The sequence below is a fragment of the Chloracidobacterium sp. genome, from assembly GCA_016711345.1.
Taxonomy (GTDB): domain Bacteria; phylum Acidobacteriota; class Blastocatellia; order Pyrinomonadales; family Pyrinomonadaceae; genus OLB17.
Genome location: JADJTD010000001.1, coordinates 578,082 through 601,286, shown reverse-complemented (window position 1 = coordinate 601,286; position 23,205 = coordinate 578,082). Strand labels below are relative to the sequence as shown.

Genomic DNA, 23,205 nt, shown 5'->3' with positions numbered 1-23,205 from the left:
AGATCAAGCCCTTTCCTTTTTCATTACCTCAAGCAACTCATCAAGTTGACCATATCTCGCTTCCCAAATCTGCCTGTACTGCTCCAGCCATTGGTCGATCTCTTTCATTTTTTCGATCTCCAGCGAGTAATAGATCTCCCGCCCTTTTTGCTCATGTGTGATAAGTTCACACTCCGCCAAAATGCGCAGATGTTTAGAAACCGCCTGCCGCGAGGTGTCAAAATGCTCCGCCAGAGCATTCGGCGTCATCGCCTGCAACGCGATCAAAGCAATGATCGCCCGCCTCGTCGGGTCGGCTATGGCTTGGAAAATGTCTCGTTTCATGACTTCGAACAAGAGTATGCAACCAAACGGTTGCGTATGTCAAGTGCAACCGAACGGTGTCGTAAGCGAAAGAAGCGAATTTTGTAAGGGAGTAGAATCCGACCGATTCAAAAGCTAAGTTGAAAACTTGTTCGATTTGCCAAGATTGCATTCGCTACACGCTGCTAGAAGATTTTCCATCGAATGCTCTCCGCCAAGTGAAACTGGATTGCGGTGGTCAATATGCAGGCTGACTTCGGGCGGCTTCCGTCCGCAGTATTGACATGTGAATCCGTCTCGAAACAATACGGCAAACCGTAGTCTCCGCGATAGAGTCCGTGGGGTTGGTGTCGATTCATCCAACGAAGAGGAACGCGGCCTTACGGTTGGTCTGTCTCGCGCCGTCAGGTTTTCGCTTAAACAACTGAGCATTCTTTCAGCATCAGAGTCCTGTTTGACCGTGAAAACCCATTGATTGAGATCGTTGCATACGATGTCCTCGCCAAAATAGTTAGCCGAACGCCCCATGTCCGAATTGTAAATCTGTACCTTTCCACTCTTGGTGAAAACGCGTGCGATGGATTTTCCATTTCGCTCGATTTCGAGCGCTCCCCAATTCGGATCGCCCAGATGGACACTTACTTCGGGGTCAACATCGCAAACTGCGTTGATAAAATCTCGAATTACGCCCTTCCTAGCCACAGAAAGGCGACTCGAATCCACAAGAGTTGATATTTCGCTTTCGATCATGATTTGCTTCCGTACCTCACCACTCTTGAATAATAACGCCGAGTTGACCGTCCTTTAATGCGAATTCTTTAGCACCCCATGGGCGAAGGGTGATTTGCTTGAGGTTTGGGTGAAGAAATTCGGGATGAGATCTGGAAACCTTGTCGTAAACTTCTTCGATATTTTTAGTCACTAACCTAAACTCAGGATAATGCTCCTTACCAAGTTCTGCATTCTGAAAAAGATTTATCCGCAGGCCGTCTCGTTCGACGACGCAGAACGGCTGGCGTGATGTTCGTTCATCATGCCCGATCTCAAAACCCAGACAATCGACAAACATTTTCACCCCATCGGCGATGTCGACGTAGAAGATATTTGGAACTAGTTTTTCAAATTTCATTGTTTAATTTAATTGCTTATCAGTTTACCGCCAATTATCGCGAGCGGCAGCAGCATCGCCGTAAAGATAACGTGATACCAAAGGGGGACATACTGCCACGACATAACTGCCTTTGCTATGCCCATCGCTAGCAACAGAATGCCGGCGATCAGCGGAGCTTCGGAGTTTTCACCTGCGATGAGTGCCGCCAGAGATCCGGCCATCACGGAGACTATTGTGCCGAATACAAACTGCGTAAGCAGCATCGACGTGTCAGCCGTAAACCCCGATGCACCGGCGCCATTTTTGATGGCCTCTTCGAACGCCTTTTGATTAACGTTAAACGCGGGCCAGACAGCGGAAATGATCTTTTCTATTCCGATAAACACGATCATCCAGCTAATAAATCCCCCGACAACACCAAAAACTATTCGTAGCATAGAGTTCTCCTTTTGTTAGTCTACTCCGGCGTATTCGCGAGCCTCGCTTTCGTCGGCGAAGGTGCGAAACTCGATGACCTTTCCGTCGCGGAAAGTATATATATCGGCGGTGCGGCCTTCGAGCCAATCGGGTTGGTCTTTTAGCCTGACGCGGACGTGGCAGGTCACAACGATCTTATCGCCGGCAGTGACGAATCGCGACGGTTCGCAAGAGCCTTTGGCCCACGTCGAGCGGCCTTTGGCTACGTGGGCCTTAACGTCATCGATACCATGATAAGCCCCAGCATTCGGAGATCCCTCGAATTCGATCCGCTCGATCTGCGGGTCGAAATCTTTGACGAACCCGTCTATATCGTTCCGGTTGAGTGCGGCGTAGGCGGACTTTATTACTTGGGTCTCAGCTTTTAGAGGCGATGTTTGATTGTCCATGGCATCACGAAAAAAGTGCAGGATTGTTATTCGTCGGCATTAATGAATCGAGACCGAAATGTTCGTAAGCGAGGCGTGTCGCCATGCGTCCGCGGGGTGTGCGGTTGAGGAAGCCGATCTGGAGCAGGTATGGTTCGATGATCTCTTCGATCGAGTCTTTTTCTTCGTTGATCGCGGCTGAGATCGTTCCCAAGCCGACCGGGCCGCCGTCGAATTTCTCGATGATGGTTCTCATCAATTTGGTATCGCGTTCGTCGAGGCCATAGCTGTCGACTTCCATTCTGTCGAGAGCACTCGAAGCAACGTGTTCGGAAATACAGCCGTCGTGATCGACTTCGGCAAAATCGCGTACTCGGCGTAGCAGGCGATTTACGATACGCGGCGTGCCGCGACCGCGTTTGGCGATCTCATGCGAGCCTAGATTCTCGATGACAACTTCGAGGATGTTAGCCGAACGTTCGCAGATCGTTTGAAGGTCATCGACACCATAAAAATCAAGGTGAAATATGATCCCAAACCTTCCACGCAGCGGAGCCGTGATCATTCCGGGCCTGGTGGTTGCTCCGATTAATGTGAACTTTGGCAGCTCAAGCTTGATCGATCTCGCGGCGGTGCCTTGGCCGATCATAATGTCGAGATTGTAGTCCTCCATCGCCGGATAGAGAATTTCCTCGATCGCGGGATTGAGCCGATGTATTTCGTCGATGAAAAGCACATCGCCTTCTTCGAGATTGGTCAATATTGCAGCCAGATCGCCTGCCTTTTCGATCACGGGGCCAGAGGTCGATTTGAGCGACGCACCCATCTCGTTGGCAACGATGTTCGAAAGAGTTGTTTTGCCAACGCCTGGCGGACCTGTGAGCAATATATGGTCAAGAGCTTCGCGGCGTTTGAGAGCCGCCTTCATAAAGACTCGCAGGTTTTCTTTGACCTTTGTTTGGCCGATGTATTCGGCCAACTGCGCAGGCCGAAGCGTCGCCTCAAATTTACTTTCTTCGGGCGATAGTTCTTCGTTTCTGATGTTAATTGCCGCGGCGTTGGTCATGATTTGCGTTGAAATAGCGTTCATCAAAATAATAGCCCCTTATTGTATAAAGCCAAAATATCCATCGAAAAGGCGACGATGCAATGCAGGACGAGGCCGATCCATATCGTGCCGTTTTTATAACTCAACCAGCCGAGAAAAATACCGGCGAAAACGGCCGCAAAAGTCTCCGGCATTGGCTTTTGAAAATGGATCATCGTGTAGGGAACGGTCATCGCGAGTATCGAATAAAGCCCAAGCGTCGGTTTGAAACTATGAAGCAAAAAGCCGCGAAAAAAGAACTCGAGTCCAAAGAACTGAAAGAAATAGACGAGTTCCCAAATAAGCAATGTCGTGCTGAAATATGGATCGCCGTTGTAAACCTTGAGGAACGGATACTTACTTGCAAAGCCATCGGTCAGCGACATCAGATAAATGAGCGGCAGCATTATTAAAACGCATTTTAGCAATATCGATGCAAAGCCTTTTTCAATTGTGAACGCGAGACCGATCTCGCTCAGTTTGCGCTTTTGCACAAACTTTGTGAATAACGCCGGCATGACAAAATAAAACATCACCGACACAAAAACCCACCAGATCAGGCCGTAAAGATTGTTATTCGTCGGGTGAGCGGCCTCAACGCCGACGTCGGCAAATCGAGTGCCCGACAATATCGCGGCAAGATAATCAGGATTTTTGAAATACGAAATGCATGTCAGGCCGACAGCCGCGTAAACGAATGCAAAAACAGTGCGGCGATCAAGTGTCGCAAGATCGCTCCATATTTGTCGTGCTAATTCGAGCATTAACCTTGCTACTTGGTGCAGTATTTTAAAGAGCCGTCTGACAATACTAGTTCTGTATAACCAAGCTTTATGGCATTTTCTCCGCTGTGCTCGGATACTGGAATTGGTTTTTGAACAATCTTAATCGGGAAGTTGTTGTCTATTTGAGGAGGAGGTGAAGACATTTTGCGAATAAATTTGCAGCTCATCACCTTTCACTTTATAAAAAACCATTCCAATCGTTTCACTATCGACAAAAAAATCCGTTTTTTTGGATGGGCCATTACACATATTTCCATCGGTTGAGATTGAAAGCCCTTCATAATTCCGCCCTCTAATCTCTCTCTTAAAGTAAACACTATGTTGACCAACTGGAATTTGACGGATGTCATAAAGTGGACCCCGAGTACCACCCCAATCGCCGCTACAATGCCCTAGTTGGATCAAAGATAATAGGAAAAATAAATGTTTGTATACCATGTTATTTTGCCAACACCTGCAACGCCCGACGAAGCAGTTTTTGAACCGATATCTCCGTGCCTTCCTGAGCAGATTGATTTAGTGCCTTTTCGGCGAGATTTCGTTGATAGCCGAGATTTACGAGCGCTGACAAGGCATCTTCGAAAACGTCATCAGTCGGCATTGTTTTTTGCGTGGCTGAGTCGAGCGAGGAGTCGCCGGACACTTTTCCAACCTTGTCGCGCAGCTCAATTACGAGCCGCTCGGCAGTCTTGCGGCCAACGCCTGGGATCGATGTCAGGCGAACAAGGTCATTACTGCGGATCGCCGTTATTATCTCGTCGGCGCTCATGCCGGAGAGCATCGTAATGCCCGATTTTGCGCCGATGCCCTGAACCGAGATCAGTTGCAGATAAAGCTCACGCTCGCGCAGGGTTTTGAAGCCAAATAGCTGGATGGCGTCTTCGCGGACGCTCGTATATATCCGCAGACTGACATCCGAGCCGATCTCACCAAGCTCGTAAAATGTCGAGAGCGGGATCGATACTTCGTAACCGACACCGCCGACGTCGATGATCGCGGTGTTGGTTTGTTTTTCGAGAAGTTTTCCGGATAGGTAAGCAATCATTGTTTCACAGTTGAAACAGGAATTGTAATGCAAATTGAGGAACATCGCAATGTCTCGGAATCGTTCGTAATATAGATAGATCTTTCTTGACTTTGCGGTCTTTGCGTCTTTGCGGGATAAAGATTTCCCGCAAAGCCGCAAAGACCGCAAAGGAACTTAAAGAGTCAGCTTGCACTGCATTTCGCATTCTGTTTTATTTGTTATCAATGAAGTCGGAAAAGATCTCAGAGCTGACTACCAACCGTTTAAGCGTTTATCTGCGCTGTTTGAACGATCTAGCGGCGAAAGGTGCTAAGACGGTGTCGTCAAAAGCTTTGGCGGAGATATTTCATCTCAATTCCGCACAGATACGCAAAGACCTCGCGTATTTTGGCGAATTCGGTGTCCGCGGCGTCGGTTATAGGGTCGAGGCACTTCGCGACCATCTGACGCACATTTTAGGGCTTGATAAGGAACATCGCGTCTGCATTATCGGAGCCGGCCGATTGGGCACGGCGCTTACCGATTACTATGGTTTTAAGAAGGCAAATTTTACCGTTGCCGCGCTTTTTGACGCGGATCCGAAGAAGATCGGAAAAAAAATCGGGAATGTTGAGATTCTGGACATCAAAAATTTTGCTGCGGTCGTCAAAAGGGATAAGATAGAAGTAGCGGTGATCGCGGTTCCGGCGGCAAATGCCCAAAATACTTTGGAAAGAGTCACAAAAGCCGGCATCAAAGCTGTAATGAATTTTGCACCGGTCGCATTAAAAGCATCCAAGGATGTGAAATTGAAAACGATCGATCTGACAACATCGCTGGAAAGTCTTTCATATTTTCTGGCGCAGCCGGTCAATCAGTTGAAACCGAAAGCCAAAAGCCGTCGTAAGCAGTAATAGAGAGGTAAGATCATGGGAAATATAGGTTGGTTAAAGAGAGCGTTGCCGTTTTTAGCGACGTTTGCAATTGGGATCTTTGTCGCTAGTTTTTTTGTAAATATTGGAGCCCCGCGATTTGGAAATCGAAGCAAATGCCGCCATGAGGTACGGGAACTTCGAATTGAGAACGAACAATTACGTGAAGAAAACATTCGTCTGCGGATCGGGCAGAGTGCGAGTGAATTTGAACATGTTCCCGACCAGTTTTTGAATTCGCAAAGCATCGACGAACCGGTCCTGCCTCCTCCGCCTCCGGTAAGGGTTCACAAAGATCGCAGCAGGTAATATAAATTTCTGCCAAATCTAAACCACAGGTCAACGCCGTCCACGACGACAAGTTGATCTGTGGTTTTCTATTTATACCAAGACCTGTAGGCAGCGTTTCATAGATAAAAATTCTTGCAATTTATAGAAAATTGTGTTACTTTTTTGACTGAATTAAACGGCTCTTTGAAAATTGATTTTTTAGAAAAACTTTTTATTTTGACACTGAACGGAACGAATGGAATAAACTGTGTAAATGCAATGAGTTACTTATTCCAGACCCATTTCATGGTAGGAAATAGTAGTATTATTTCCTACTCTGGTAGGAACAAGTAGTATTTGTTCCATGGTTCAATGCAGAGCATAACGCCGGAGTTGTTCAGCTTTTGGTCGGTTTTGGCACTCGCTCGACCAGATGTGTTAATCTGGGGTTTCCTGTTTTATGGACGAATATTCAGCTCGAAAACTAATTGTCGAGATAGGCAAGCTGCTTTATGAACGCAGCTATGTGGTCTCGTCGGACGGCAATGTAAGCGTTCGGCTCGATGAGAATACGGTGCTGGCGACGCCGACGATGACTTGCAAGGGCCGTATGACTGAGGATTGCCTTGCGCTGACCGATATGGACGGCAAGCCCTTGTCGGACAAACGTGCATCGTCGGAACTTGCGATGCATCTACTGATCTACAAGATGCGGCCTGACATAAAAGCGGTCTGCCACGCACATCCGCCGCACGGGACGGCGTTTGCGGTTGCCGGACTTGCGATAGACAAACCGATCCTGTCGGAAGTGATACTGACGCTCGGCTGTGTGCCTCTGACCGATTACGGAACGCCTTCGACAAACGAGCTGACCGAGGCGATGAAACCGTATGTCACGCATCACAACGCGCTGTTGATGGCTAATCACGGAGCGGTTGCCTACGGCGAAGATCTTTGGCAGTCATTTGACAGGCTTGAAACACTCGAACACACGGCAAAGATCGCAATTTTGGCAAAAGCTCTCGGCGGCGCAAATGATCTGCCGCAGGATGCAATCAAAAAACTCATCGAGATAAGAGAAAAAGCGGGTTATCTGAAAGAAAACGCCCGCTGTCAGGCTTGCGGATATTTGCACGATGCCCATATTTCCTGCGAATTGGACGTTAGCTATCCGGCAAAGTCGGGGGCGAACGGCGGCGAGATCTCATTTACACGCGAAGAATTAATAGAGCTTTTGAGCCAAGCGGCCAAATTGAGTTAAACTGATTGAACAACGGGCCGAAACGCGAGTGTTAACGAGCGTGCGTTAGACGAACATTGTGCACGCTCCTTAACAGTCGCGTTTCTGCCCGAAACTAAGGAGCAAAACTAAATGCAAGAAGCATTGGGAATGGTTGAAACTAAAGGCTTGGTGGCAACGATCGAAGCCGCTGACGCAATGGTCAAGGCCGCAAACGTGCAACTAATCGGCTATGAAAAGATCGGCGCAGGATTTGTGACCGCTATCGTTCGCGGTGACGTTGCGGCTGTAAAAGCGGCAACGGACGCGGGCGCTGCAGCAGCAAGACGCGTCGGCGAGCTTGTCAGTGTTCACGTTATACCGCGTCCGCATTCCAGCGTTGATGAAACGCTGCCGGTCGTACGTAAGTAGTTCAAAGTTCAAAGTTCCAGGTCCAAGGTTCCTCTTCGGCGGCCTTAACTTTGAACTTTGAACTTTGAACTTGAAACTTTGAACTTCAAAATGATAATCGCACGCATCATGGGCACTGTTGTGTCCACTCAAAAAGACGAACGCCTGCACGGTAAAAAGCTGCTCATCGTCAAGCCGATCAACCTCGACGGCACTGACCAGAGCGGCTATATTGTTTCCGTTGACACGGTCGGTGCCGGCTTTCACGAAAAGGTCATCGTCGTTAGCGGTTCGTCTGCTCGTTTGGCAGAAGGCAATAAAGATTGTCCGGTCGATTCTGCGATCATCGGCGTGATCGACGAGATCGATTTTACTTAACACAGGAAAGGTGTGACATGAAAAACGAACTGCGATCTACGTTTATTTTCATATTATTCGCGACCCTTGGGCTTTTTGTCATGTCCGCCGCAGGGCAGGGAATTGGTGATAGAAATCGAGCGGCTGACAGCAATGGCGGTAATTATAGTATCCAAGGCAGAGTTCTCCTTCCGGATGGCAAGCCTGCAACAGGTGTTAAGGTCTATGTTTCAAGTTCGGACGGTCCGGGTCTTTCAGTCACGACCAACATTGATGGAACATTTCAAACTGGAAGCATAAACGCGGGTAATTATACGATCGCAGTAAAAGTTCAAGGCTACCCGTCAGAGAGTGAGTTCCTCACTATAGATCGCGACACTCCTGCAGGGCGGACCTTTAATGTTCTATTGTATCTTCGAGTCGAAGGTCAGAAAAAAGGTGATTTTTACTCGGTCAATCCGATGTTCAAGGATGTCCCCAAGCCTGCCATTGAAAAGTTTAAACAAGGTGTAGAAAAACTTCAGAAAAATGATGCGAAAGCTGCGGTGAGATCTTTTGATGAGGCAATCGCTGCATATCCGAATTTTGCAGTGGCATATCACGAAAAAGGCTCGGCTCTTTTAATGCAAAACGAACTCGATTTGGCTCTCGAAGCCTTCGTCAAGGCCGTACAGATCAAGCCTGATTATTTGGAAGCAAAATACTCCGTAGGATACACGCAGTATTTAAAGAAACACTATGAGGTTGCGGCCGCAGTTTTCGATGATGTGGTTAAGCAGAAAAAAGCGATGTGCGAGGCGTATATGTACCTCGGTATTTCGCTTTACAACCTGAGAAATATCGATGCTGCAGAGAGTGGATTAAAAACTGCGATCGCTTGTCCAGCTGGTGAAAAGCTTGCTCTCGCACATCTTTATCTTGGACAGATCTACGCTCAGAAAAAAAAGAACTCTGAGGCCATAAGCGAACTCGAGAAATACCTGGAGCTATTGCCAAAAGCACCAAATGCTGACCGGATCAAAACGGCGATCGCCGATTTGAAGAAAGGGTCGTAAATCTTAATGCAGATCGCCCGCGTCATTGGTAATGTGGTTTCGTCGGTGAAGAATGCGACCCTTCACGGGCGCAAGTTCTTGATCGTGCAGACGCTCGATGCCGACCTTAACCCAACAGGTAAGCCAACGATAGCTCTCGATGCAGTCGGCTGCGGTGTCGGCGAACTCGTCTTTTGGTGCCGGGGAAAAGAGGCTTCGTTTCCTTTCAAACGTGACGAAACACCCACCGACTGCACAATAGTTGGGATCATAGATTCGGACGCTCATGTCTTTCAGGGATAATCCCCGCAATTCATTATGCTTTTAGCAAGGGTCATCGGAAACGTCGTAGCAACGCAGAAGAACCAGCGTTACGAAGGAACGCGGGCGATGCTTTGCCGCCAGATAACGCCAGAAGGCGAGGACATGGCTTACACATGTATTGCCCTGGATTCGGTAAATTCGGGCGAAGGCGACATCGTTATCATCGCTCAGGAAGGCTGGTCAGCATCGACAGCAGCTACGGGCAAGCCCGGAGCAGCGATCGATTCTGCAATTGTTGGGGTTGTGGATTATGTTGATCTCTTAGATTAATAGCTGTACTGAAAATTGGATATTTTTTCAGATATTGGTTCGGTTTGAGGTTAGATCGGCGATAATGAATGACGGCTGGCGACCGTTCCGTCCATCCCGCCAACGCCGCCGGGCTTGGACCATCGTAAGGAAGAGTCCTGATTTTTAGGTGGCTTTTTGGGGGGTCTCCGATGGCTTTTGAGGGGTATCCGATGGCTTTTTCACCCCTCAGCAACGGCATTTTTTCCTGATATCGATCTAAATGTTGCAATAATGAGACTTAAAGTGGCCAGAGATGACAAATAGTCTAAAAACCTCAGAGTTTGATGCCGCGTCGATATTTGCGGCTATTGAGAAGATCAACCATCGCCTCGATAGGATCGAGGGCGTTTCGGCTTCCGACATAAAGCCGCCTCATCCGAGCCTCGACAAACTAAGTATCGCCGAAGCTATTGCCGATTCCATTTTCGGCAGCGAGTTCAAAGAAAAGGCTTGCCAGTTCGAGCCTAGCAAGCCTTGCGATCACTGTTCTATGTGTAATTCGCGCGGATTTTGATCCGTGGTTATGGTTTTCTCAACGAATTCGCATCGCCAACGCTCGGAGCTGATTTCGCACCCGGCTCGGCAGTGAAGTAAGGCTCTTCCTTAAATCCAAGCAAACCAGCGGTCAAAACAGCCGGGAACGAGTTTCGGGTGGTGTTGTAGCTTGTGACCATATCGTTGAAATCAGTTCTCGCAGTGTTTATGCGATTTTCGGTGCCTGCTAGCTCATCCTGGACCTTCATGAAGGCTTCGCTTGATTTGAGCACTGGATAAGCTTCTGAGAGGCTTAACAGACGACCGATAGTGCCGCCAAAGCTATTATTGGCGTCGATAATGGCCTGTTTTTGCTCGGGTGATTTATCGCCATCGGCTCCCGCTGGTGCGGCCTTCGAAGCCTCCAGCAACTTTGAACGGGCCGAGGCGATCTGTCCGAAAATTTCCTGTTCGCCGATATTAGCCATTTTCGCGGTTTCTACTAAATTCGGTATTAGGTCAGCACGCCGCTGCATCGCACTTTCGACATTGGCCCATTTTCCTTTGACCTGCTGCTGTTTAGCGGTTAGGTCGTTGTAGCTGCATCCGCTCAAGGCAAACGCCGCAAACAATACGATCGATAATAAAATTGCTCTTTTCATATTTTTGTTCTCCTTATTTTCCGATTGCATCTACAGCGTTGATCACATTTTCGATCTGCTCCATATACTCGCCAAAAAGTGCGTTGGCAGAAATTTCGTTCAATGTGACGGTGGAATTATTCTCACGGATATTGAATATTTTTTCAAACGGTGTGCCGTCTATCTGAAGCTCTTTCGCCGTTAAGGCAACAATTTCGTGCTTTGTCGCCGGCGGGTCAAAACCCTTTAGGATCAACACTGCCCTAAAAAGAGCGGCGAAGCTAGACAGGCTTTCCGCCATCAGACTTTTCAATCCATCGACCGATGTTGATACAGGTATATATTGACGCCGCAGTTGGATAAGTTTACTTCTCAGTTCGTACTCCGCCTGTAGACGAAGAAACTTGTCCGAAATATTGAGATCGGCAAGCACATCTGGGCCGTAGAGCACTTTGTGAGCAATGCTCATCTGATGAAATTCTATTGGGAACACATCGGCGGCATTTTGAAGTTCGGAAACTGTGAAGTAAACCGGAACCGGATTGCCGAGGCGTGTCCATTCACGGACACACGCATGAGCATTTCTGAGATCTGCCGGACCAATTTTGTGCAGCGCGATGAGAATGTTGTAGTCAGACTGTTTCGGCACAAAATCGCCTGCTGCGGCCGAGCCGTAGAGAATTACCGACGACAGATTTTTGCCGTGCGTGGATTTCAGATCATCAATGAATGCGTCAAAATGTATCATCATTACCAGTCACCTCCTGAGCCGCCTCCGCCGAAATCACCACCACCGCCAAAACCGCCCCAACCGCCTCCACTATCCGAGCCGCCCCAGTCGCTCGAAGAGTTTCCGCCGGACAGGCTGGATCCTATTATTCCACCGATAATGCCCGAAGCAATATTTCCGGCAACATCACCCCCACCGCCAAATCCCCCGCCACCCCAACGGTTTCGGTCGCCCTTTGTCGGCCCGCCTTTAGACCGCGAGAAGATTATTAATAGGATAATAAAAACGATCACACCGCAGCAAAATAGACCAAAAACTGCACTTCCACCTGTAGATCTGTCGGTTCCTGCGACGGGTTTTTGCGGCGCGGCGCCAGCGTTGCCTTTATTGCGGATCGTCGTAATATATGCATCGACAGTGTCGGAAATACCTTTACCGTAGTTTCCTTTTCTAAACTCCGGAACAAGATTTTGCCGTTGAAGGCTACCGACGAGACCGTCGGGCAACTCGTCTTCGAGGTCTTTGCTTACTTGCGTGTAATATTTTCGGTCGTCTATTGCGACGAACAGCAAGGCGCTCGGATTGTCGTCGTCTTTTGAGCCTATCTTCCAGCCGCGTGCGACGGCGAGGGAATAATCGAAAGTGTCACGTTCGCCAGTCGTTTTTACGACGGCGACGGCGATCTCGACGGATGGATTTGTGGTCTCTTTTAGATTTTTGAGCTTGGTTTCTAGTTGCTGCTTAGTAGCCGCGTCAATGACACCGGTGTAATCGTTAACAAAACCGGTTGAGGGCGGCAGAGGTGAATTGTTTATCGAAAAAGGTTGGGTTTCCTGCGCAAACGCCGAAACCGCGAGCAACAGGGTCGCGGCGAAGAAAAAAACAAATTTACCGAAGTCGATAGGTTTTTTCATTGTGTCGCGATAATTCGCCAATCTATAAGCAATACGAGAACATCGCGGTAGATGTTCGGTAATTCGTGGTCAGGCCTTTCTTACTTCGACTATCTTAGCGCGAAAGATACGTTTTGCCGCCCTGACGACGGGATGAGCGTTCGCGTATTCGAGAAGCTCGGCCTCGGTTGGATCGCTGCTCAAAATAGGAAGTTCGACGCTCTCTTCTTTTGGAACAAACTCATCTCTAAATTTTGCGACATCAAATGCCGGAGCCGCGGCGGTTGCGGTTGGAGCAGCTGCAGCGGCATGTTGCGTTGAATTTACTGCATTTGCTGGCCTTATGCCCAGCAAGGTCTCGACGATCTTATTCAGGCTCTTGATCGGCAAAAGATCGTCACCTGTGAGCCTTAATTTGTCTTCGTAACCGTCATCGAGCCGCGCATCGTCAATGTGTTCCAGTTCGGCGGCAGAGAGCGACGGCAGGCGAACCGTCGGAACATAATGTTCAACAATCGCCGAGGTTTCAATGATCGGTTCTTCCACCGGACTCTCGTCAATATCTGGTACTTCATCTGGTAGAGCAGCCTCTGCAAATGAATGTGCAGCTGAAACCTCCTGCACCTTAGCACGATCGTTGATACTCGCGTTTCCGCCTGTGTCCGTCGGCTCAGGTTTTAGAGTTTTTTTTTCCTGAGTGTTATTGGCAGAGGCGGCTGCAGAATGGGAAGACCCAGTCGCTATCGCTCCTTGTTCTGACTTTAGAGGCACTCCCGTCGAAAGGGAATCGAGGCGTTCTAGAATGCTTTCGATAGTGGTGACGCTTCGCATTTCAATGAGCTTTACGAGGCCGATCTCGAGTACGTAACGCGGATGTGCAGCTTCGCGGAGGCTGGCTTCGGTTTCGCAGAGCGAATTAAAGAACCGCAGAAGATCGGCTTCGGTAAACGACGCTGCCATGGAACGCATTTCATCTTCGTTGAAAACGGCACCTTCGAAAAGGTGTTTGTCATCGGCGGCAACCTTGAAAACAAGCAGATCGCGGAACAGCCCGAGCAGATCGCGGCAGAAGTTTCGCAGGTCGTGGCCGCGAGCGATAATGTCGTCAACGACAGCTAAAATGGCCTTTGGCTGCTTCTCCGAGATCGCGTTTATTGTTTTTGTGAGTATCTCAACGCCTGCAAAACCGAGTGCGTTGGTCACATCGGCTGCTGAGATCTTGTCACTCGAAAAACTTATGACCTGATCAAAATTTGACTGAGCGTCGCGCATCGAGCCTTCGCCTGAACGGGACAATTCACGCAACGCATCGTCTGAAATGTCTATATTTTCAGCGTCGGCGATCAGTTTTAACCGGTCAAAGATCTTTTGGAGCGGAATGGTGCGAAATTCGAATTCCTGACATCGTGACAGGATCGTCTCGGGAACCTTGTGCAGCTCGGTCGTCGCCATTATGAAAACGACGTTGTTTGGCGGCTCTTCGAGCGTTTTCAAAAGGGCGTTGAATGCCGATTTCGAAAGCTGATGGACCTCATCAATGATAAAAACCTTGTAACGGTCGCGTGCCGGGTTGAAGTTGATGCCGTCAATGATCGTACCTCGCACATCGTCAATTCCGGTATGCGAAGCGGCGTCGATCTCAAGCACATCCATCGAACGGCTTTCCGAAATCTCGATACACGAAGGGCATGCGGTCGGGTCATTCAGCAAACACGGCGTTAGATTGGGTTTGTCGGTCTTGTGACAATTCAGGGCCTTTGCCAGAATGCGGGCAGTCGTGGTTTTACCGACTCCGCGAGCACCTGAAAACAAGTAGGCGTGATGCAGACGGTCGTATTCTAGGGCATTCCGCAGCGTGTGCGTAATGACCTCTTGCCCGGTCACCTCTTCAAAGGTCTGCGGCCTCCATTTTCTTGCGATCACCTGATAAGACATTTCTTAAAGAATAAAGGATAAATCTCAAACGATAAAGCGCCGCAGGAGATTTGGTAGTGATGTAAGTTTGTGTGGGTGTCATTTTACGTAAATAGAAATTTTATAAGCAGCGTTTTTTCTGCGATAACGGCGGGCGCTATAAACCACTTCTTCATAGTTGCCATCCTTAACGGCATCATCAACTATCTCGTCAACCGTCTTGTTTGGGTGTAACGCGCTGTCAATTGGCAGATTGTCTAACAATTTAAAACCCAAGTCCCCCAGATCCATAATAGAAGTGAATTTGTCGAGACCTTTCTCCCGTTTATACGATTTCCAAGTTTGGGGTATTACATTGTGCATTGCTACCAAGTGTGTAGTTTGGCTGGTTTCTTTTCTTCTGCCCACGGCCTTTTGAAATAAGCGGTGATTGTGGATTCTTGTTTGCCTGTTGCTGGATTTATCAGGCTTGTAGATTGAACGACAGAAACCAACTCCCACCCGTCAATGCCGTACATGTTTAAATCTCGATCATCTAATTCTTTTTTTATTAGATATTCCCATTTCTGCATAGTGATCTCCTTTTAGTATTTAATCCAAAGATAGACCTAAAGCCATTAGTTGCTTTCTCAAGTTGGCAATCAGCTCCGTATTTTCTTTCGTTTCATCTAACAATTCGCGGACTTTTGGAGCATCAAGAGCGGCAAAGTGTTCTTCCTTAAAACTCGCGGTGATATGGGGATGTTCTCCCTGCATACAAACTCCGACATAGTTTATTAGTGAGCCTAAACGTTCTCTCTCGGCTTGTAAGATAACTTTTCTTTTCTTGGCCTCAGTATAATCGGTCATCATTCGACCTCTTATCGCCATTTCTTCGTCGTTACTCATTCAAAACTCCTATTCACTTCTATTACCCGACTAAATGTCTGGTGCGGCAGACAAATTAGCCGTTGCCGACCTCTCCACCCGCCGAAGTCAAGACACTATTTCCTACGCGATCTATATTTGGATTCTCAGGCTGCGGGTCATATTTATCGCAAAGCTGATATATCTCGTTTAATAAAGCCATGGTTTGACGGCTGGCCTCACCTGCAAAAACCACATTCAAATGGCCACCTTCATTCATTTCTACACTTGCCTTGAACATAATACCTTTTGGTAAGGTCATTGCCTTTCTAATCTTGCTTCCACTGTCGTTTACCTCATCGTCAGGGGATTCATCCTCAAATTCTGGCAATTCACCACCATCCTCTAGTTCAATCTTATCAGAAGCAGAGAGGTTTGCATAGGCGATAGTGGCTCGAAAATCTTTGATAAAGCTATCCACAACGGAAGGGTTGAAGTTTCGCTCGAAAACCAAATACTCACTGATTACTTTATCAAGCGAAGGAAGAGAGCCATTATATCTCTCCCAAACTTCTTTATATAAAGACGGACTAAGAGCCGCCTTTTTCAACAAATCTGGCTTTTCCGAATGATCGGCAAGAATTTTCCTCGCCACCTCCGTTAGCTTAATCTGTCTTTGTTTTCCATTTCCCGCGACATCGAGTAGCCCGAATGCCTTCAAGGCTGCTATTGCGGAGTTCGCACTGCCTTCCTTGTAATCCCATGCGTGCATTGCTGAGGCAAGGCCAAGCGGATTAGTCCCAGCCGCCAGTCGTATTGCTTCCGCCTTTTCGAGGGCATCAGGAAGCCCGATATAAGGGTAATTAGGGCTTCTATGTTTCTTTGGTTTTTCAGTCATAAGTTACCTCCACCGTAAACATAGCACAGGCTGATGCCACAACGCAACGCATAGGCAAAAATAAATTATATTTTTATGGCTGGTTTATGGCTATCCCTATTGACACGCTATCAATCTATCTATATAGTAGGAGTTAGTTATTTGAAACCAAAATAGAAAAAGCCAGCAAATTGCTGACTCTTTCTATAATCTTGGAGGCTTGAGTGAGTGGTTTAAACTGCCTGACTGATAATCAGGTGAGCCGGTGACACGGTTCCGTTGGTTCAAATCCGACAGCCTCCGCCATCGAGGACGCCCCAAAGGAAGCTACTAACTTCCCTTGAGGCTTAGACACACAGCCGAAGCTGCATGACTGTTCCAACTTCATTATACGCTTCCAAGTTGTGTGAATCAATAGGAGATTCACATGGTTTGCCACAATTGCGAAGCACTCGCAAAGAAACACGGAAAAGACAGAAAAGGTTTGCAGCGTTTTCGTTGCGTTCCATGCAACCGAACATTTACCGAATATCAGGAAAAGCCCTTAGAGGGCATGTATCTGCCTTTAGACAAGGCCACAATGGTTCTGAATATGCTTCTAGAGGGAATGAGCCTTAGAAGCGTGTCACGTCTTACAGGCGTCGAAATGCACACGATCTTAAAGTTGCTTGTTCTTGCCGGAAGCAAAGCTGACCGCCTTATGAATGACAAAATTCGCGGTCTCAAAGTCGAGGATGTGCAAGGGGATGAGCTTTGGGGATTTTGCAAAATGAAGGCTCGGACAAAAGAGCATAAAGGCATAGAAGCTGAGGGTGTCGGGAATGTTTGGAACTACGTTGCTGTCGAAACCAATTCTAAACTCGTTCTCGCTCACCACATGGGCGATAGAACACTTCCACATACTGTTGCTTTCATAGAGAAGCTAGACAGAGCAACCGAAGGACACTTTCAGTTTTCAACCGATGCTATGACAAGCTACCGCGATGCCGTAATCTACGGGCCGCTTGGCGAACGTGTTTCTTACGGTCAGTTGATTAAGATTTACGAAAGCGGTCGTGAGGACAAAATAACTGCGAAGCGATATTCACCAACAAAGTTCATTAAATCAATTAAGAAATCAGTGTGGGGAAATCCTGATCTGGAAAAACTTTGCACTTCACACGTTGAAAGGCTCAATTTGTCGATACGAACGCAAGTTAAAAGACTCGCACGGCTTACACTTTCATTCTCGAAAAAATGGGAAAACTTGGAAGCGATGATGAGCCTATATTTTGCGTTCTATAATTTCGTGAGGCCGCACAAATCGCTAAACGGTGCTACCCCTGCAATGGCTCACGGAATAGAGAAAACGTTCTGGACGGTCGAGGATTTACTCAGGTATTAGACGGTTCTGTTGGATAGACTAAATGGTCAGGGTCCCACCATAGTAAACGTAGCGTCGATTGATCACGAATCCCCCAAACTCTCTCACGACTTTGTAGCCGAAGAGATACCAATTCATCAATATCGTCCTGAGAAATCTGCTCCAGTCTGTCTTGAGCATCCTTGCAAATCTGATCTTTGCGAATAGTGTGATTCCAGTACTTTCTAGCAATCAAAATCTCGTTCCAATCCAAAGATTCAAGTTCGACTAGCTTATTATGAATGTCTTTAAGTTTATCTCTCTCAATTGTGTGCCATCCATAAGGATCAACCATTTGGAGCATTCCAAATCGCCACGACGGCCTGTCGTTGTTACTTGTTTGAACCACCGTTCGGGGTGTTCGGGAGTCGGCTTTGAGTTGATGACTGACTTTGGGACGTTTCGCCATATTTATAGGCCAGAATAGTATTCGTGCATGCTAAGATGGGAGATTACTTTTTCACCGCGATCCCCATCAGACAAACCGATACGGGCGTTTTTCCATGGTCCTTCCGCGTGAGTTAAATCACTTAATTGCTGAGATGACATTTTGGCATACACTTCTAAAATCGCATCCATTGTTGCGATCTGGTTTTCGTTAAATACCTCAGCGTTGCCAGTTTCAAGTTTGGCAATTTTGAATTGACCTTTATGAGTAAAATATAAAGGCGGACAAACAGGGCCATTGGCCCAAGCCTGTATTGGCTCGTCAAATAACGGAGTTTCATCCCAGACCAGTGACCATGCCTGCGCATAATAAATAAGTTTCTGCAATTTCATCGCGGTCATTTCACCTTGTTTTTGCAAAATATATTGTGCTGCGTCGAATACTGTTGGCATTACGTCTCCTTACCTAGGTTGAACCTAGGACGCTGGTTTTACGAATTGCGTTGCAAAAATGTTTCATACGTGCAAACACCGCATAATCATAAAATGTCTAATTAGTTATGGCTTCCGGTAAACGAGACAAGAGTAGCACTCTTAAAAATTAAAAGTAAAGGTGGTATAGCAATTTTGTGGAAAATCTGTGGAAAACGGATAACCACACAAACTTACAGCACTACCGGAGATTTGAAGAAACTTTCTGGCTGGATGCTGCCGCGGAATCAGGGATATTTCATTGATCCCCTGCTGATGCCCCTTTTTGGACGCAAATCTCGTTTACTTATTTAGAGAGATTGATTTTTTTAATTCCAATTGAAAAATACACAGGAAAGTCTCTAAATGATCATGTTCAAAACTATCTGTTCGTCGCGTTTCGTTATTGTAATTGGGTTTTTGTTTATTGCACTCGTCAGCGGAGTTGTTCTGACTCGAGGAGCGAGGGCCTCAACCGCCACAGATGCAAATGCAGCTAGCCTTTCGCTTATTTACTCTATTAAAGAGTTCTTTGGCATGCAGCATCCGCAGACGAGCACCGTAGCGACGGAAACAGCCGGAGCGATAACCGCTCCGGCGGCAGAGCCAATGGTTTTCTTTGGGCCATTCGTCACGACGATCCTGGTTGATGACTTTACCGGGACTGCTGGATCAAACCTCACATCGAATGGATGGACGGCGGCCACTACTGGATCGGGAGTGACGCCGCCAACGATTTCTGCGACGGGATTGACCTATACAGGCTACCCATCGTCTGGACTTGGAAATAAGGCGTCGTTGGGTACAAGTGGAGAAGATGTTTCAAAAACGTTTACGGCAATTTCGTCAGGTGCTATTTACACTGCGGCGATGATCAATGTAACTTCGTCCCAAACAGCTGGCGATTACGCAATTGCCCTTAATTCTGCAACTGCCGCGTCCCCAGTTTTTGCTGCACGAGTTTACATTAAGAAGGATACGTTTACTACAAATTTTGCGTTGGGAATCTCGAAAAGCACTGGCGGCATTGTTTATTCGCCATTTAGTTATTCGGTGGGCACCACATATCTAATAGTTCTTAAATACGTCATTGTCGCCGGAGCAACTAACGATACTGTAGCCCTTTTCGTTAATCCTGTCCTGAACGGGATCGAACCTGTCGCAACGCTTACGGCAACTGATCTTACTGCTGCCGACCCCGCAAGCATAACAGGTGTAAGTTTGCGTCAAGGGACTGCTGGTGCAGCGGCCGCTTTATTCGTCGATGGGATAAGGGTAGGGTCAAGTTGGCCCAACGCTACGTCATCAAACGTTTCCGTGACTTATCTAGGCAACGGCAACACAGGTGGAACTGTTCCAACTGATACCAATAATCCGTATTTTTACGGCGGTTCCGTTACAGCATTAGCAAATACCGGAAATCTTGTGAGGACCGGCTTTACGTTTGCGGGATGGAATACTGCGCCCAACGGATTGGGAACGGATTATGCAGCAGGTTCGGGAACATTCTCAATTCTCGCTAATACATTTCTCTTTGCCAAGTGGATCCCGATAACCTACACCGTCACCTACGACGGCAATACGAACACGGGCGGAAGTGCTCCGGTGGACGGGAGCAGCCCGTACAACACCGGCGCAACGGTAACGGTTCTGGGCAATACCGGCGGCCTTTTCAAGACGGGATTGGTGTTTGCCGGCTGGAATACACAAGCTGACGGCCTCGGCACAGACAGGCCTCCGGCGAGTACATTCACGATCAACGCCAACACCACTCTGTACGCTAAGTGGCTGCCAAGCTACACAGTCACTTACGACGGCAACGTCAACACAGGCGGAACAGCGCCTGTTGACGCGAACAATCCTTATATTGCAGGTACTTGGGCCGGAGTTGCCGCACCGGGCGATCTTGTAAAGACAGGCTTTAAGTTTAGCGGCTGGAACACTGCGGCGAATCACAGCGGTACGCGGTACACACCGGCGCAGGCGTTTGTTGTAAATGCAAATACGATCCTTTACGCACAGTGGGTCGATCCGTTGTGTGCAGACGCGGGGCTTGATCCGACTTTCGATACGGACGGCAAGTTGACGACAGTGGTGAATGGCGGTGATGAACGAGCCAATGCGGTCGCTGTTCAGACGGATGGCAAGATAGTTGTCGTCGGATATACCGGATCAACGGACTTTGACTTTGCTGTCATCCGCTACAACACGGACGGGTCGCTCGACACGACATTTGATACTGACGGCTTCGTGACGACCGCATTTGGCACCAACACCGACCAGGCGAAAGCAGTTGCTATACAAACGGACGGCAAGATCGTCGTCGCCGGTTATTCATACAACGAAACATCGGGGCAGTTTGAAGTCGCTTTGGCCCGTTACAACACAGATGGTTCGCTCGACACGACATTCGACGGCGACGGCAAAGTGATAACTGTCATTGGCGCGGCGTCTACGTCTAGCGTCGGGTCTGCAATTGTGATCCAACCCGACGGCAAAATCGTGGTCGCGGGATACAGCGGTAGCAGCCCAAATTTTGATTACGCGGTCGTTAGATATAACGCCAACGGCTCGCTCGACACGACATTTGACAGCGACGGCAAAGTGACGACCGACATGGGCGGGTATGACCGTGCCCACGCGGTCGCGCTCCAGGCAGACGGAAAGATCATCATCACCGGAGACAACGGCAGCAATGCAGATTTCGGTCTCGCCCGCTACAATCCGAACGGTTCGCTGGACACGACATTTGACGTTGACGGCAAGGCGTTCGTCTCCGTTTCCGCGGGTGTTGACTGGGCGTATTCGCTAGCGGTCGAGGCTGACGGCAAGATCATCGCCGCCGGGATTTCCGATAGCGGACCAAACTCAGACTTTGGGATCGTTCGGCTTAACACGAACGGCTCTCTCGACACCTCGTTCGATGGCGACGGTATTGTAACGACTGACTTCGGTTTTTATGCCAGAGCAAATTCGGTCGTTATCCAGCCGGACGGCCGGATAGTTGCCGGCGGCTACGGCGAAGGGGATTTTGCCCTCGCCCGTTATAACGCAGACGGTTTGCTTGACACGACTTTTGACGGCGACGGTAAGGTGTCGACCGCCATTCTGAGTTCGACCGACGTAATAAATGCGGTCGCCCTGCAGCCCGATGGCCGGATCGTCGCCGCGGGCTACAGCGACAACGGAACGAGCGGAACAGAAAACGATTTTGCTGTCGCCCGTTACGGCGTTGCTTGCACACCCGAGCCCACACCGACTGCGACAGCTACGGAAACGTTTACGCCGACGCCGACATCTACCGCGACTGACACTCCGACACCGACTGCGACGGAAACCTTCACTCCGACTGCGACAAATACCGCGACTGATACGCCGACTTCTACAGCAACAGACACCCCAACGCCGACAGCTACGGAAACCTTTACTCCTACCGCGACAAATACGGCGACTGATACTCCGACGCCAACAGCGACGGAAACTTTCACGCCGACGGCTACAGCAACTGAAACGTTTACCCCGACGGCGACCGCAACCAATACGCCGACCGACACACCGACGTATACTCCAACGCCGAGTGAAACTCCTTCGATAAGTGGAACTGTGACGTACGGCAATCCGGCGTCGCCTACGACGAAATTCATTTCAAATGCAACCGTCAATGGTGCGGGTTCGCCAAATACTACCGCGTTTACTGCTATTCCGGGTCCAACTGCCGGACAATACCTACTGACGGGTTTTGGTGCCGGATCCTACACCGTTTCATTGGCCAAAACAACAGGCCAGAATGGCGTCTCGTCAGCAGATGCGGCGAGGATAGCTCAGCACGTCGCGGGAACGCTGCTTATCACCAGCGACCGTCACAAGATCGCGGCGGACGTGACGAACAACGGTGCGATATCGTCTACAGATGCTGCACAACTTGCGAGATTTGTGACCGCTCTTGGACCGCCGATTGGGCTTACAAATCAATGGAGATTCTTTGTTCCGGGCGTGTCACAACCTACGTTCCCGATCGGAGCGTCACCGACAAGTCGAAGCTACCCAGGTCCGATAGGCGTTCAAACCGGACAAGACTACATAGGCATTCTGGTCGGCGAGGTCACAGGCAACTGGAATCCGACGGCGGCTAGACCGACGCGAACAGTGGACAGTGTGGACAGTCAAGAAAACTACAGAACGGCGATACCGATCAACGTCACGGTTCAGGAAGTTTTGACGGCGGCGGATAAGGAGATCGTTGTTCCGGTGAATGTCGAGGACATTGCGGATAAAGGCGTGATCTCTTATGAGTTTGATCTCAGGTATGATCCTTCGGTGATGCAGCCGGTTGGTGATGGGGTTGATGTGAAATTGACGGTCAGTCGAGGGCTTTCGGTTGTGACAAATGCAAGTGAACCTGGCTTGTTGAGAGTCGTAGTTTATGGAGCTTATCCGATCGACGAAAACGGTGTGTTGTTGAATTTGAGATTCATGCCTGTTGGATCGGTTGGATCTGTTTCGCCGATCTCATTCGAGCGGATAATGTTCAACGAGGGCGAGCCGAGGGTGACTGTTGGTGAGGGGCAGGTTTGGCTGTTCTGAGATTTTGTTCT

The 23,205-nt window shown here is 48.6% G+C and carries 30 protein-coding genes and 1 tRNA gene; 12 read left to right on the top strand and 19 right to left on the bottom strand.

Features of this window, described 5'->3' with window-relative positions:
- Positions 1-3: 3 nt before the first annotated feature.
- From IPL32_02690 to ruvA, 9 genes are all read right to left on the bottom strand, one after another.
- The gene (locus IPL32_02690) at positions 4-324 is read right to left on the bottom strand and encodes a winged helix-turn-helix transcriptional regulator (GenBank protein MBK8464712.1); all 321 of its coding nucleotides are present in this window, start codon (positions 322-324) and stop codon (positions 4-6) included.
- A 114-nt stretch (positions 325-438) separates the two neighbouring features.
- Positions 439-1,053, bottom strand: a complete 615-nt coding sequence (locus IPL32_02685; GenBank protein ID MBK8464711.1) for an HNH endonuclease — start codon at positions 1,051-1,053, stop codon at positions 439-441.
- Positions 1,054-1,069: 16 nt separating this feature from the next.
- The gene (locus IPL32_02680) at positions 1,070-1,432 is read right to left on the bottom strand and encodes a hypothetical protein (protein MBK8464710.1); all 363 of its coding nucleotides are present in this window, start codon (positions 1,430-1,432) and stop codon (positions 1,070-1,072) included.
- 8 nt (positions 1,433-1,440) lie between these two features.
- Positions 1,441-1,851 (bottom strand): hypothetical protein, encoded by a 411-nt coding sequence (locus tag IPL32_02675; GenBank protein MBK8464709.1) that lies wholly within the window; start codon positions 1,849-1,851, stop codon positions 1,441-1,443.
- Between the two features lie 15 nt (positions 1,852-1,866).
- Positions 1,867-2,280, bottom strand: coding sequence for a nuclear transport factor 2 family protein (locus IPL32_02670; protein MBK8464708.1), 414 nt, complete (start codon positions 2,278-2,280; stop codon positions 1,867-1,869).
- A 4-nt stretch (positions 2,281-2,284) separates the two neighbouring features.
- A complete protein-coding gene (gene ruvB / locus IPL32_02665; GenBank protein MBK8464707.1) occupies positions 2,285-3,325 on the bottom strand; it encodes a Holliday junction branch migration DNA helicase RuvB in 1,041 nt (346 codons plus the stop codon).
- A 23-nt stretch (positions 3,326-3,348) separates the two neighbouring features.
- Complete coding sequence (locus IPL32_02660) at positions 3,349-4,110, bottom strand: CPBP family intramembrane metalloprotease (protein ID MBK8464706.1); 762 nt, start codon at positions 4,108-4,110, stop codon at positions 3,349-3,351.
- Between the two features lie 120 nt (positions 4,111-4,230).
- Positions 4,231-4,569, bottom strand: coding sequence for a hypothetical protein (locus IPL32_02655; protein MBK8464705.1), 339 nt, complete (start codon positions 4,567-4,569; stop codon positions 4,231-4,233).
- Position 4,570: 1 nt separating this feature from the next.
- A complete protein-coding gene (gene ruvA / locus IPL32_02650) occupies positions 4,571-5,176 on the bottom strand; it encodes a Holliday junction branch migration protein RuvA (GenBank protein MBK8464704.1) in 606 nt (201 codons plus the stop codon).
- Positions 5,177-5,382: 206 nt separating this feature from the next.
- Here ruvA and IPL32_02645 point away from each other — a divergent pair, with 206 nt between their 5' ends.
- The 9 genes from IPL32_02645 to IPL32_02605 all read left to right on the top strand — a co-directional run bounded on the left by IPL32_02645 (position 5,383) and on the right by IPL32_02605 (position 10,489).
- On the top strand, positions 5,383-6,051 hold the full coding sequence (locus tag IPL32_02645; GenBank protein MBK8464703.1) for a redox-sensing transcriptional repressor Rex: 669 nt from the start codon (positions 5,383-5,385) through the stop codon (positions 6,049-6,051).
- 15 nt (positions 6,052-6,066) lie between these two features.
- A complete protein-coding gene (locus tag IPL32_02640; protein ID MBK8464702.1) occupies positions 6,067-6,378 on the top strand; it encodes a hypothetical protein in 312 nt (103 codons plus the stop codon).
- A gap of 421 nt (positions 6,379-6,799) precedes the next feature.
- Complete coding sequence (locus IPL32_02635) at positions 6,800-7,600, top strand: class II aldolase/adducin family protein (protein MBK8464701.1); 801 nt, start codon at positions 6,800-6,802, stop codon at positions 7,598-7,600.
- 111 nt (positions 7,601-7,711) lie between these two features.
- The gene (gene eutM, locus IPL32_02630) at positions 7,712-7,990 is read left to right on the top strand and encodes an ethanolamine utilization microcompartment protein EutM (GenBank protein MBK8464700.1); all 279 of its coding nucleotides are present in this window, start codon (positions 7,712-7,714) and stop codon (positions 7,988-7,990) included.
- A 90-nt stretch (positions 7,991-8,080) separates the two neighbouring features.
- Complete coding sequence (locus tag IPL32_02625) at positions 8,081-8,347, top strand: EutN/CcmL family microcompartment protein (protein ID MBK8464699.1); 267 nt, start codon at positions 8,081-8,083, stop codon at positions 8,345-8,347.
- Between the two features lie 17 nt (positions 8,348-8,364).
- Entirely contained in the window at positions 8,365-9,381 is a 1,017-nt protein-coding gene (locus IPL32_02620; protein MBK8464698.1) for a tetratricopeptide repeat protein, read from the top strand.
- 6 nt (positions 9,382-9,387) lie between these two features.
- Positions 9,388-9,663, top strand: coding sequence for a EutN/CcmL family microcompartment protein (locus tag IPL32_02615; GenBank protein ID MBK8464697.1), 276 nt, complete (start codon positions 9,388-9,390; stop codon positions 9,661-9,663).
- A gap of 15 nt (positions 9,664-9,678) precedes the next feature.
- The gene (locus tag IPL32_02610) at positions 9,679-9,954 is read left to right on the top strand and encodes an ethanolamine utilization protein EutN (protein MBK8464696.1); all 276 of its coding nucleotides are present in this window, start codon (positions 9,679-9,681) and stop codon (positions 9,952-9,954) included.
- Between the two features lie 274 nt (positions 9,955-10,228).
- A complete protein-coding gene (locus IPL32_02605; protein MBK8464695.1) occupies positions 10,229-10,489 on the top strand; it encodes a hypothetical protein in 261 nt (86 codons plus the stop codon).
- 7 nt (positions 10,490-10,496) lie between these two features.
- On the opposite strand, the gene IPL32_02600 is transcribed toward IPL32_02605, so the two are convergent.
- The 8 genes from IPL32_02600 to IPL32_02565 form a co-directional block, all read right to left on the bottom strand.
- Entirely contained in the window at positions 10,497-11,111 is a 615-nt protein-coding gene (locus IPL32_02600) for a LemA family protein (protein ID MBK8464694.1), read from the bottom strand.
- A gap of 13 nt (positions 11,112-11,124) precedes the next feature.
- Positions 11,125-11,841: a nucleotidyltransferase domain-containing protein gene (locus IPL32_02595; GenBank protein ID MBK8464693.1), complete on the bottom strand. Its 717-nt coding sequence runs from the start codon at positions 11,839-11,841 to the stop codon at positions 11,125-11,127.
- The gene (locus IPL32_02590) at positions 11,841-12,734 is read right to left on the bottom strand and encodes a TPM domain-containing protein (GenBank protein MBK8464692.1); all 894 of its coding nucleotides are present in this window, start codon (positions 12,732-12,734) and stop codon (positions 11,841-11,843) included. Before IPL32_02590 ends, IPL32_02595 begins: the two co-directional genes overlap by 1 nt.
- Before the next feature lie 69 nt (positions 12,735-12,803).
- Positions 12,804-14,648, bottom strand: coding sequence for a DNA polymerase III subunit gamma/tau (gene dnaX, locus IPL32_02585; protein ID MBK8464691.1), 1,845 nt, complete (start codon positions 14,646-14,648; stop codon positions 12,804-12,806).
- A gap of 78 nt (positions 14,649-14,726) precedes the next feature.
- Complete coding sequence (locus tag IPL32_02580; GenBank protein ID MBK8464690.1) at positions 14,727-14,918, bottom strand: hypothetical protein; 192 nt, start codon at positions 14,916-14,918, stop codon at positions 14,727-14,729.
- A 74-nt stretch (positions 14,919-14,992) separates the two neighbouring features.
- Positions 14,993-15,199 carry a hypothetical protein gene (locus IPL32_02575; protein ID MBK8464689.1) on the bottom strand — a complete coding sequence of 69 codons (207 nt, stop codon included), beginning with the start codon at positions 15,197-15,199 and terminating at the stop codon, positions 14,993-14,995.
- Positions 15,200-15,218: 19 nt separating this feature from the next.
- Positions 15,219-15,515, bottom strand: coding sequence for a hypothetical protein (locus tag IPL32_02570; protein MBK8464688.1), 297 nt, complete (start codon positions 15,513-15,515; stop codon positions 15,219-15,221).
- Positions 15,516-15,570: 55 nt separating this feature from the next.
- Positions 15,571-16,371 carry a hypothetical protein gene (locus IPL32_02565; protein ID MBK8464687.1) on the bottom strand — a complete coding sequence of 267 codons (801 nt, stop codon included), beginning with the start codon at positions 16,369-16,371 and terminating at the stop codon, positions 15,571-15,573.
- Positions 16,372-16,564: 193 nt separating this feature from the next.
- On the opposite strand from IPL32_02565, the gene IPL32_02560 reads away from it, so the two are divergent.
- Together IPL32_02560 and IPL32_02555 are read left to right on the top strand one after the other, a co-directional pair.
- Positions 16,565-16,656 (top strand) — tRNA-Ile (locus IPL32_02560).
- A gap of 121 nt (positions 16,657-16,777) precedes the next feature.
- Positions 16,778-17,734: a transposase gene (locus IPL32_02555; protein MBK8464686.1), complete on the top strand. Its 957-nt coding sequence runs from the start codon at positions 16,778-16,780 to the stop codon at positions 17,732-17,734.
- Here the strand turns inward: IPL32_02555 and IPL32_02550 are convergent.
- Both IPL32_02550 and IPL32_02545 read right to left on the bottom strand, forming a co-directional pair.
- Positions 17,724-18,047, bottom strand: coding sequence for a hypothetical protein (locus tag IPL32_02550; protein MBK8464685.1), 324 nt, complete (start codon positions 18,045-18,047; stop codon positions 17,724-17,726). The genes IPL32_02555 and IPL32_02550 overlap by 11 nt on opposite strands.
- Positions 18,048-18,163: 116 nt before the next feature.
- Complete coding sequence (locus tag IPL32_02545) at positions 18,164-18,592, bottom strand: DUF4065 domain-containing protein (GenBank protein ID MBK8464684.1); 429 nt, start codon at positions 18,590-18,592, stop codon at positions 18,164-18,166.
- Positions 18,593-18,982: 390 nt separating this feature from the next.
- On the opposite strand from IPL32_02545, the gene IPL32_02540 reads away from it, so the two are divergent.
- Complete coding sequence (locus IPL32_02540) at positions 18,983-23,194, top strand: InlB B-repeat-containing protein (GenBank protein ID MBK8464683.1); 4,212 nt, start codon at positions 18,983-18,985, stop codon at positions 23,192-23,194.
- Positions 23,195-23,205 lie beyond the last annotated feature (11 nt).

Bases quoted from the DNA above. Each gene is read 5' to 3' on its own strand.
- IPL32_02690 (MBK8464712.1), bottom strand. From the start codon at position 324: ATGAAACGAGACATTTTCCAAGCCATAGCCGACCCGACGAGGCGGGCG.
- IPL32_02685 (MBK8464711.1), bottom strand. From the start codon at position 1,053: ATGATCGAAAGCGAAATATCAACTCTTGTGGATTCGAGTCGCCTTTCT.
- IPL32_02680 (MBK8464710.1), bottom strand. From the start codon at position 1,432: ATGAAATTTGAAAAACTAGTTCCAAATATCTTCTACGTCGACATCGCC.
- IPL32_02675 (MBK8464709.1), bottom strand. From the start codon at position 1,851: ATGCTACGAATAGTTTTTGGTGTTGTCGGGGGATTTATTAGCTGGATG.
- IPL32_02670 (MBK8464708.1), bottom strand. From the start codon at position 2,280: ATGGACAATCAAACATCGCCTCTAAAAGCTGAGACCCAAGTAATAAAG.
- ruvB (MBK8464707.1), bottom strand. From the start codon at position 3,325: ATGACCAACGCCGCGGCAATTAACATCAGAAACGAAGAACTATCGCCC.
- IPL32_02660 (MBK8464706.1), bottom strand. From the start codon at position 4,110: ATGCTCGAATTAGCACGACAAATATGGAGCGATCTTGCGACACTTGAT.
- IPL32_02655 (MBK8464705.1), bottom strand. From the start codon at position 4,569: ATGGTATACAAACATTTATTTTTCCTATTATCTTTGATCCAACTAGGG.
- ruvA (MBK8464704.1), bottom strand. From the start codon at position 5,176: ATGATTGCTTACCTATCCGGAAAACTTCTCGAAAAACAAACCAACACC.
- IPL32_02645 (MBK8464703.1), top strand. From the start codon at position 5,383: ATGAAGTCGGAAAAGATCTCAGAGCTGACTACCAACCGTTTAAGCGTT.
- IPL32_02640 (MBK8464702.1), top strand. From the start codon at position 6,067: ATGGGAAATATAGGTTGGTTAAAGAGAGCGTTGCCGTTTTTAGCGACG.
- IPL32_02635 (MBK8464701.1), top strand. From the start codon at position 6,800: ATGGACGAATATTCAGCTCGAAAACTAATTGTCGAGATAGGCAAGCTG.
- eutM (MBK8464700.1), top strand. From the start codon at position 7,712: ATGCAAGAAGCATTGGGAATGGTTGAAACTAAAGGCTTGGTGGCAACG.
- IPL32_02625 (MBK8464699.1), top strand. From the start codon at position 8,081: ATGATAATCGCACGCATCATGGGCACTGTTGTGTCCACTCAAAAAGAC.
- IPL32_02620 (MBK8464698.1), top strand. From the start codon at position 8,365: ATGAAAAACGAACTGCGATCTACGTTTATTTTCATATTATTCGCGACC.
- IPL32_02615 (MBK8464697.1), top strand. From the start codon at position 9,388: ATGCAGATCGCCCGCGTCATTGGTAATGTGGTTTCGTCGGTGAAGAAT.
- IPL32_02610 (MBK8464696.1), top strand. From the start codon at position 9,679: ATGCTTTTAGCAAGGGTCATCGGAAACGTCGTAGCAACGCAGAAGAAC.
- IPL32_02605 (MBK8464695.1), top strand. From the start codon at position 10,229: ATGACAAATAGTCTAAAAACCTCAGAGTTTGATGCCGCGTCGATATTT.
- IPL32_02600 (MBK8464694.1), bottom strand. From the start codon at position 11,111: ATGAAAAGAGCAATTTTATTATCGATCGTATTGTTTGCGGCGTTTGCC.
- IPL32_02595 (MBK8464693.1), bottom strand. From the start codon at position 11,841: ATGATGATACATTTTGACGCATTCATTGATGATCTGAAATCCACGCAC.
- IPL32_02590 (MBK8464692.1), bottom strand. From the start codon at position 12,734: ATGAAAAAACCTATCGACTTCGGTAAATTTGTTTTTTTCTTCGCCGCG.
- dnaX (MBK8464691.1), bottom strand. From the start codon at position 14,648: ATGTCTTATCAGGTGATCGCAAGAAAATGGAGGCCGCAGACCTTTGAA.
- IPL32_02580 (MBK8464690.1), bottom strand. From the start codon at position 14,918: ATGGATCTGGGGGACTTGGGTTTTAAATTGTTAGACAATCTGCCAATT.
- IPL32_02575 (MBK8464689.1), bottom strand. From the start codon at position 15,199: ATGCAGAAATGGGAATATCTAATAAAAAAAGAATTAGATGATCGAGAT.
- IPL32_02570 (MBK8464688.1), bottom strand. From the start codon at position 15,515: ATGAGTAACGACGAAGAAATGGCGATAAGAGGTCGAATGATGACCGAT.
- IPL32_02565 (MBK8464687.1), bottom strand. From the start codon at position 16,371: ATGACTGAAAAACCAAAGAAACATAGAAGCCCTAATTACCCTTATATC.
- IPL32_02555 (MBK8464686.1), top strand. From the start codon at position 16,778: ATGGTTTGCCACAATTGCGAAGCACTCGCAAAGAAACACGGAAAAGAC.
- IPL32_02550 (MBK8464685.1), bottom strand. From the start codon at position 18,047: ATGGTTGATCCTTATGGATGGCACACAATTGAGAGAGATAAACTTAAA.
- IPL32_02545 (MBK8464684.1), bottom strand. From the start codon at position 18,592: ATGCCAACAGTATTCGACGCAGCACAATATATTTTGCAAAAACAAGGT.
- IPL32_02540 (MBK8464683.1), top strand. From the start codon at position 18,983: ATGTTCAAAACTATCTGTTCGTCGCGTTTCGTTATTGTAATTGGGTTT.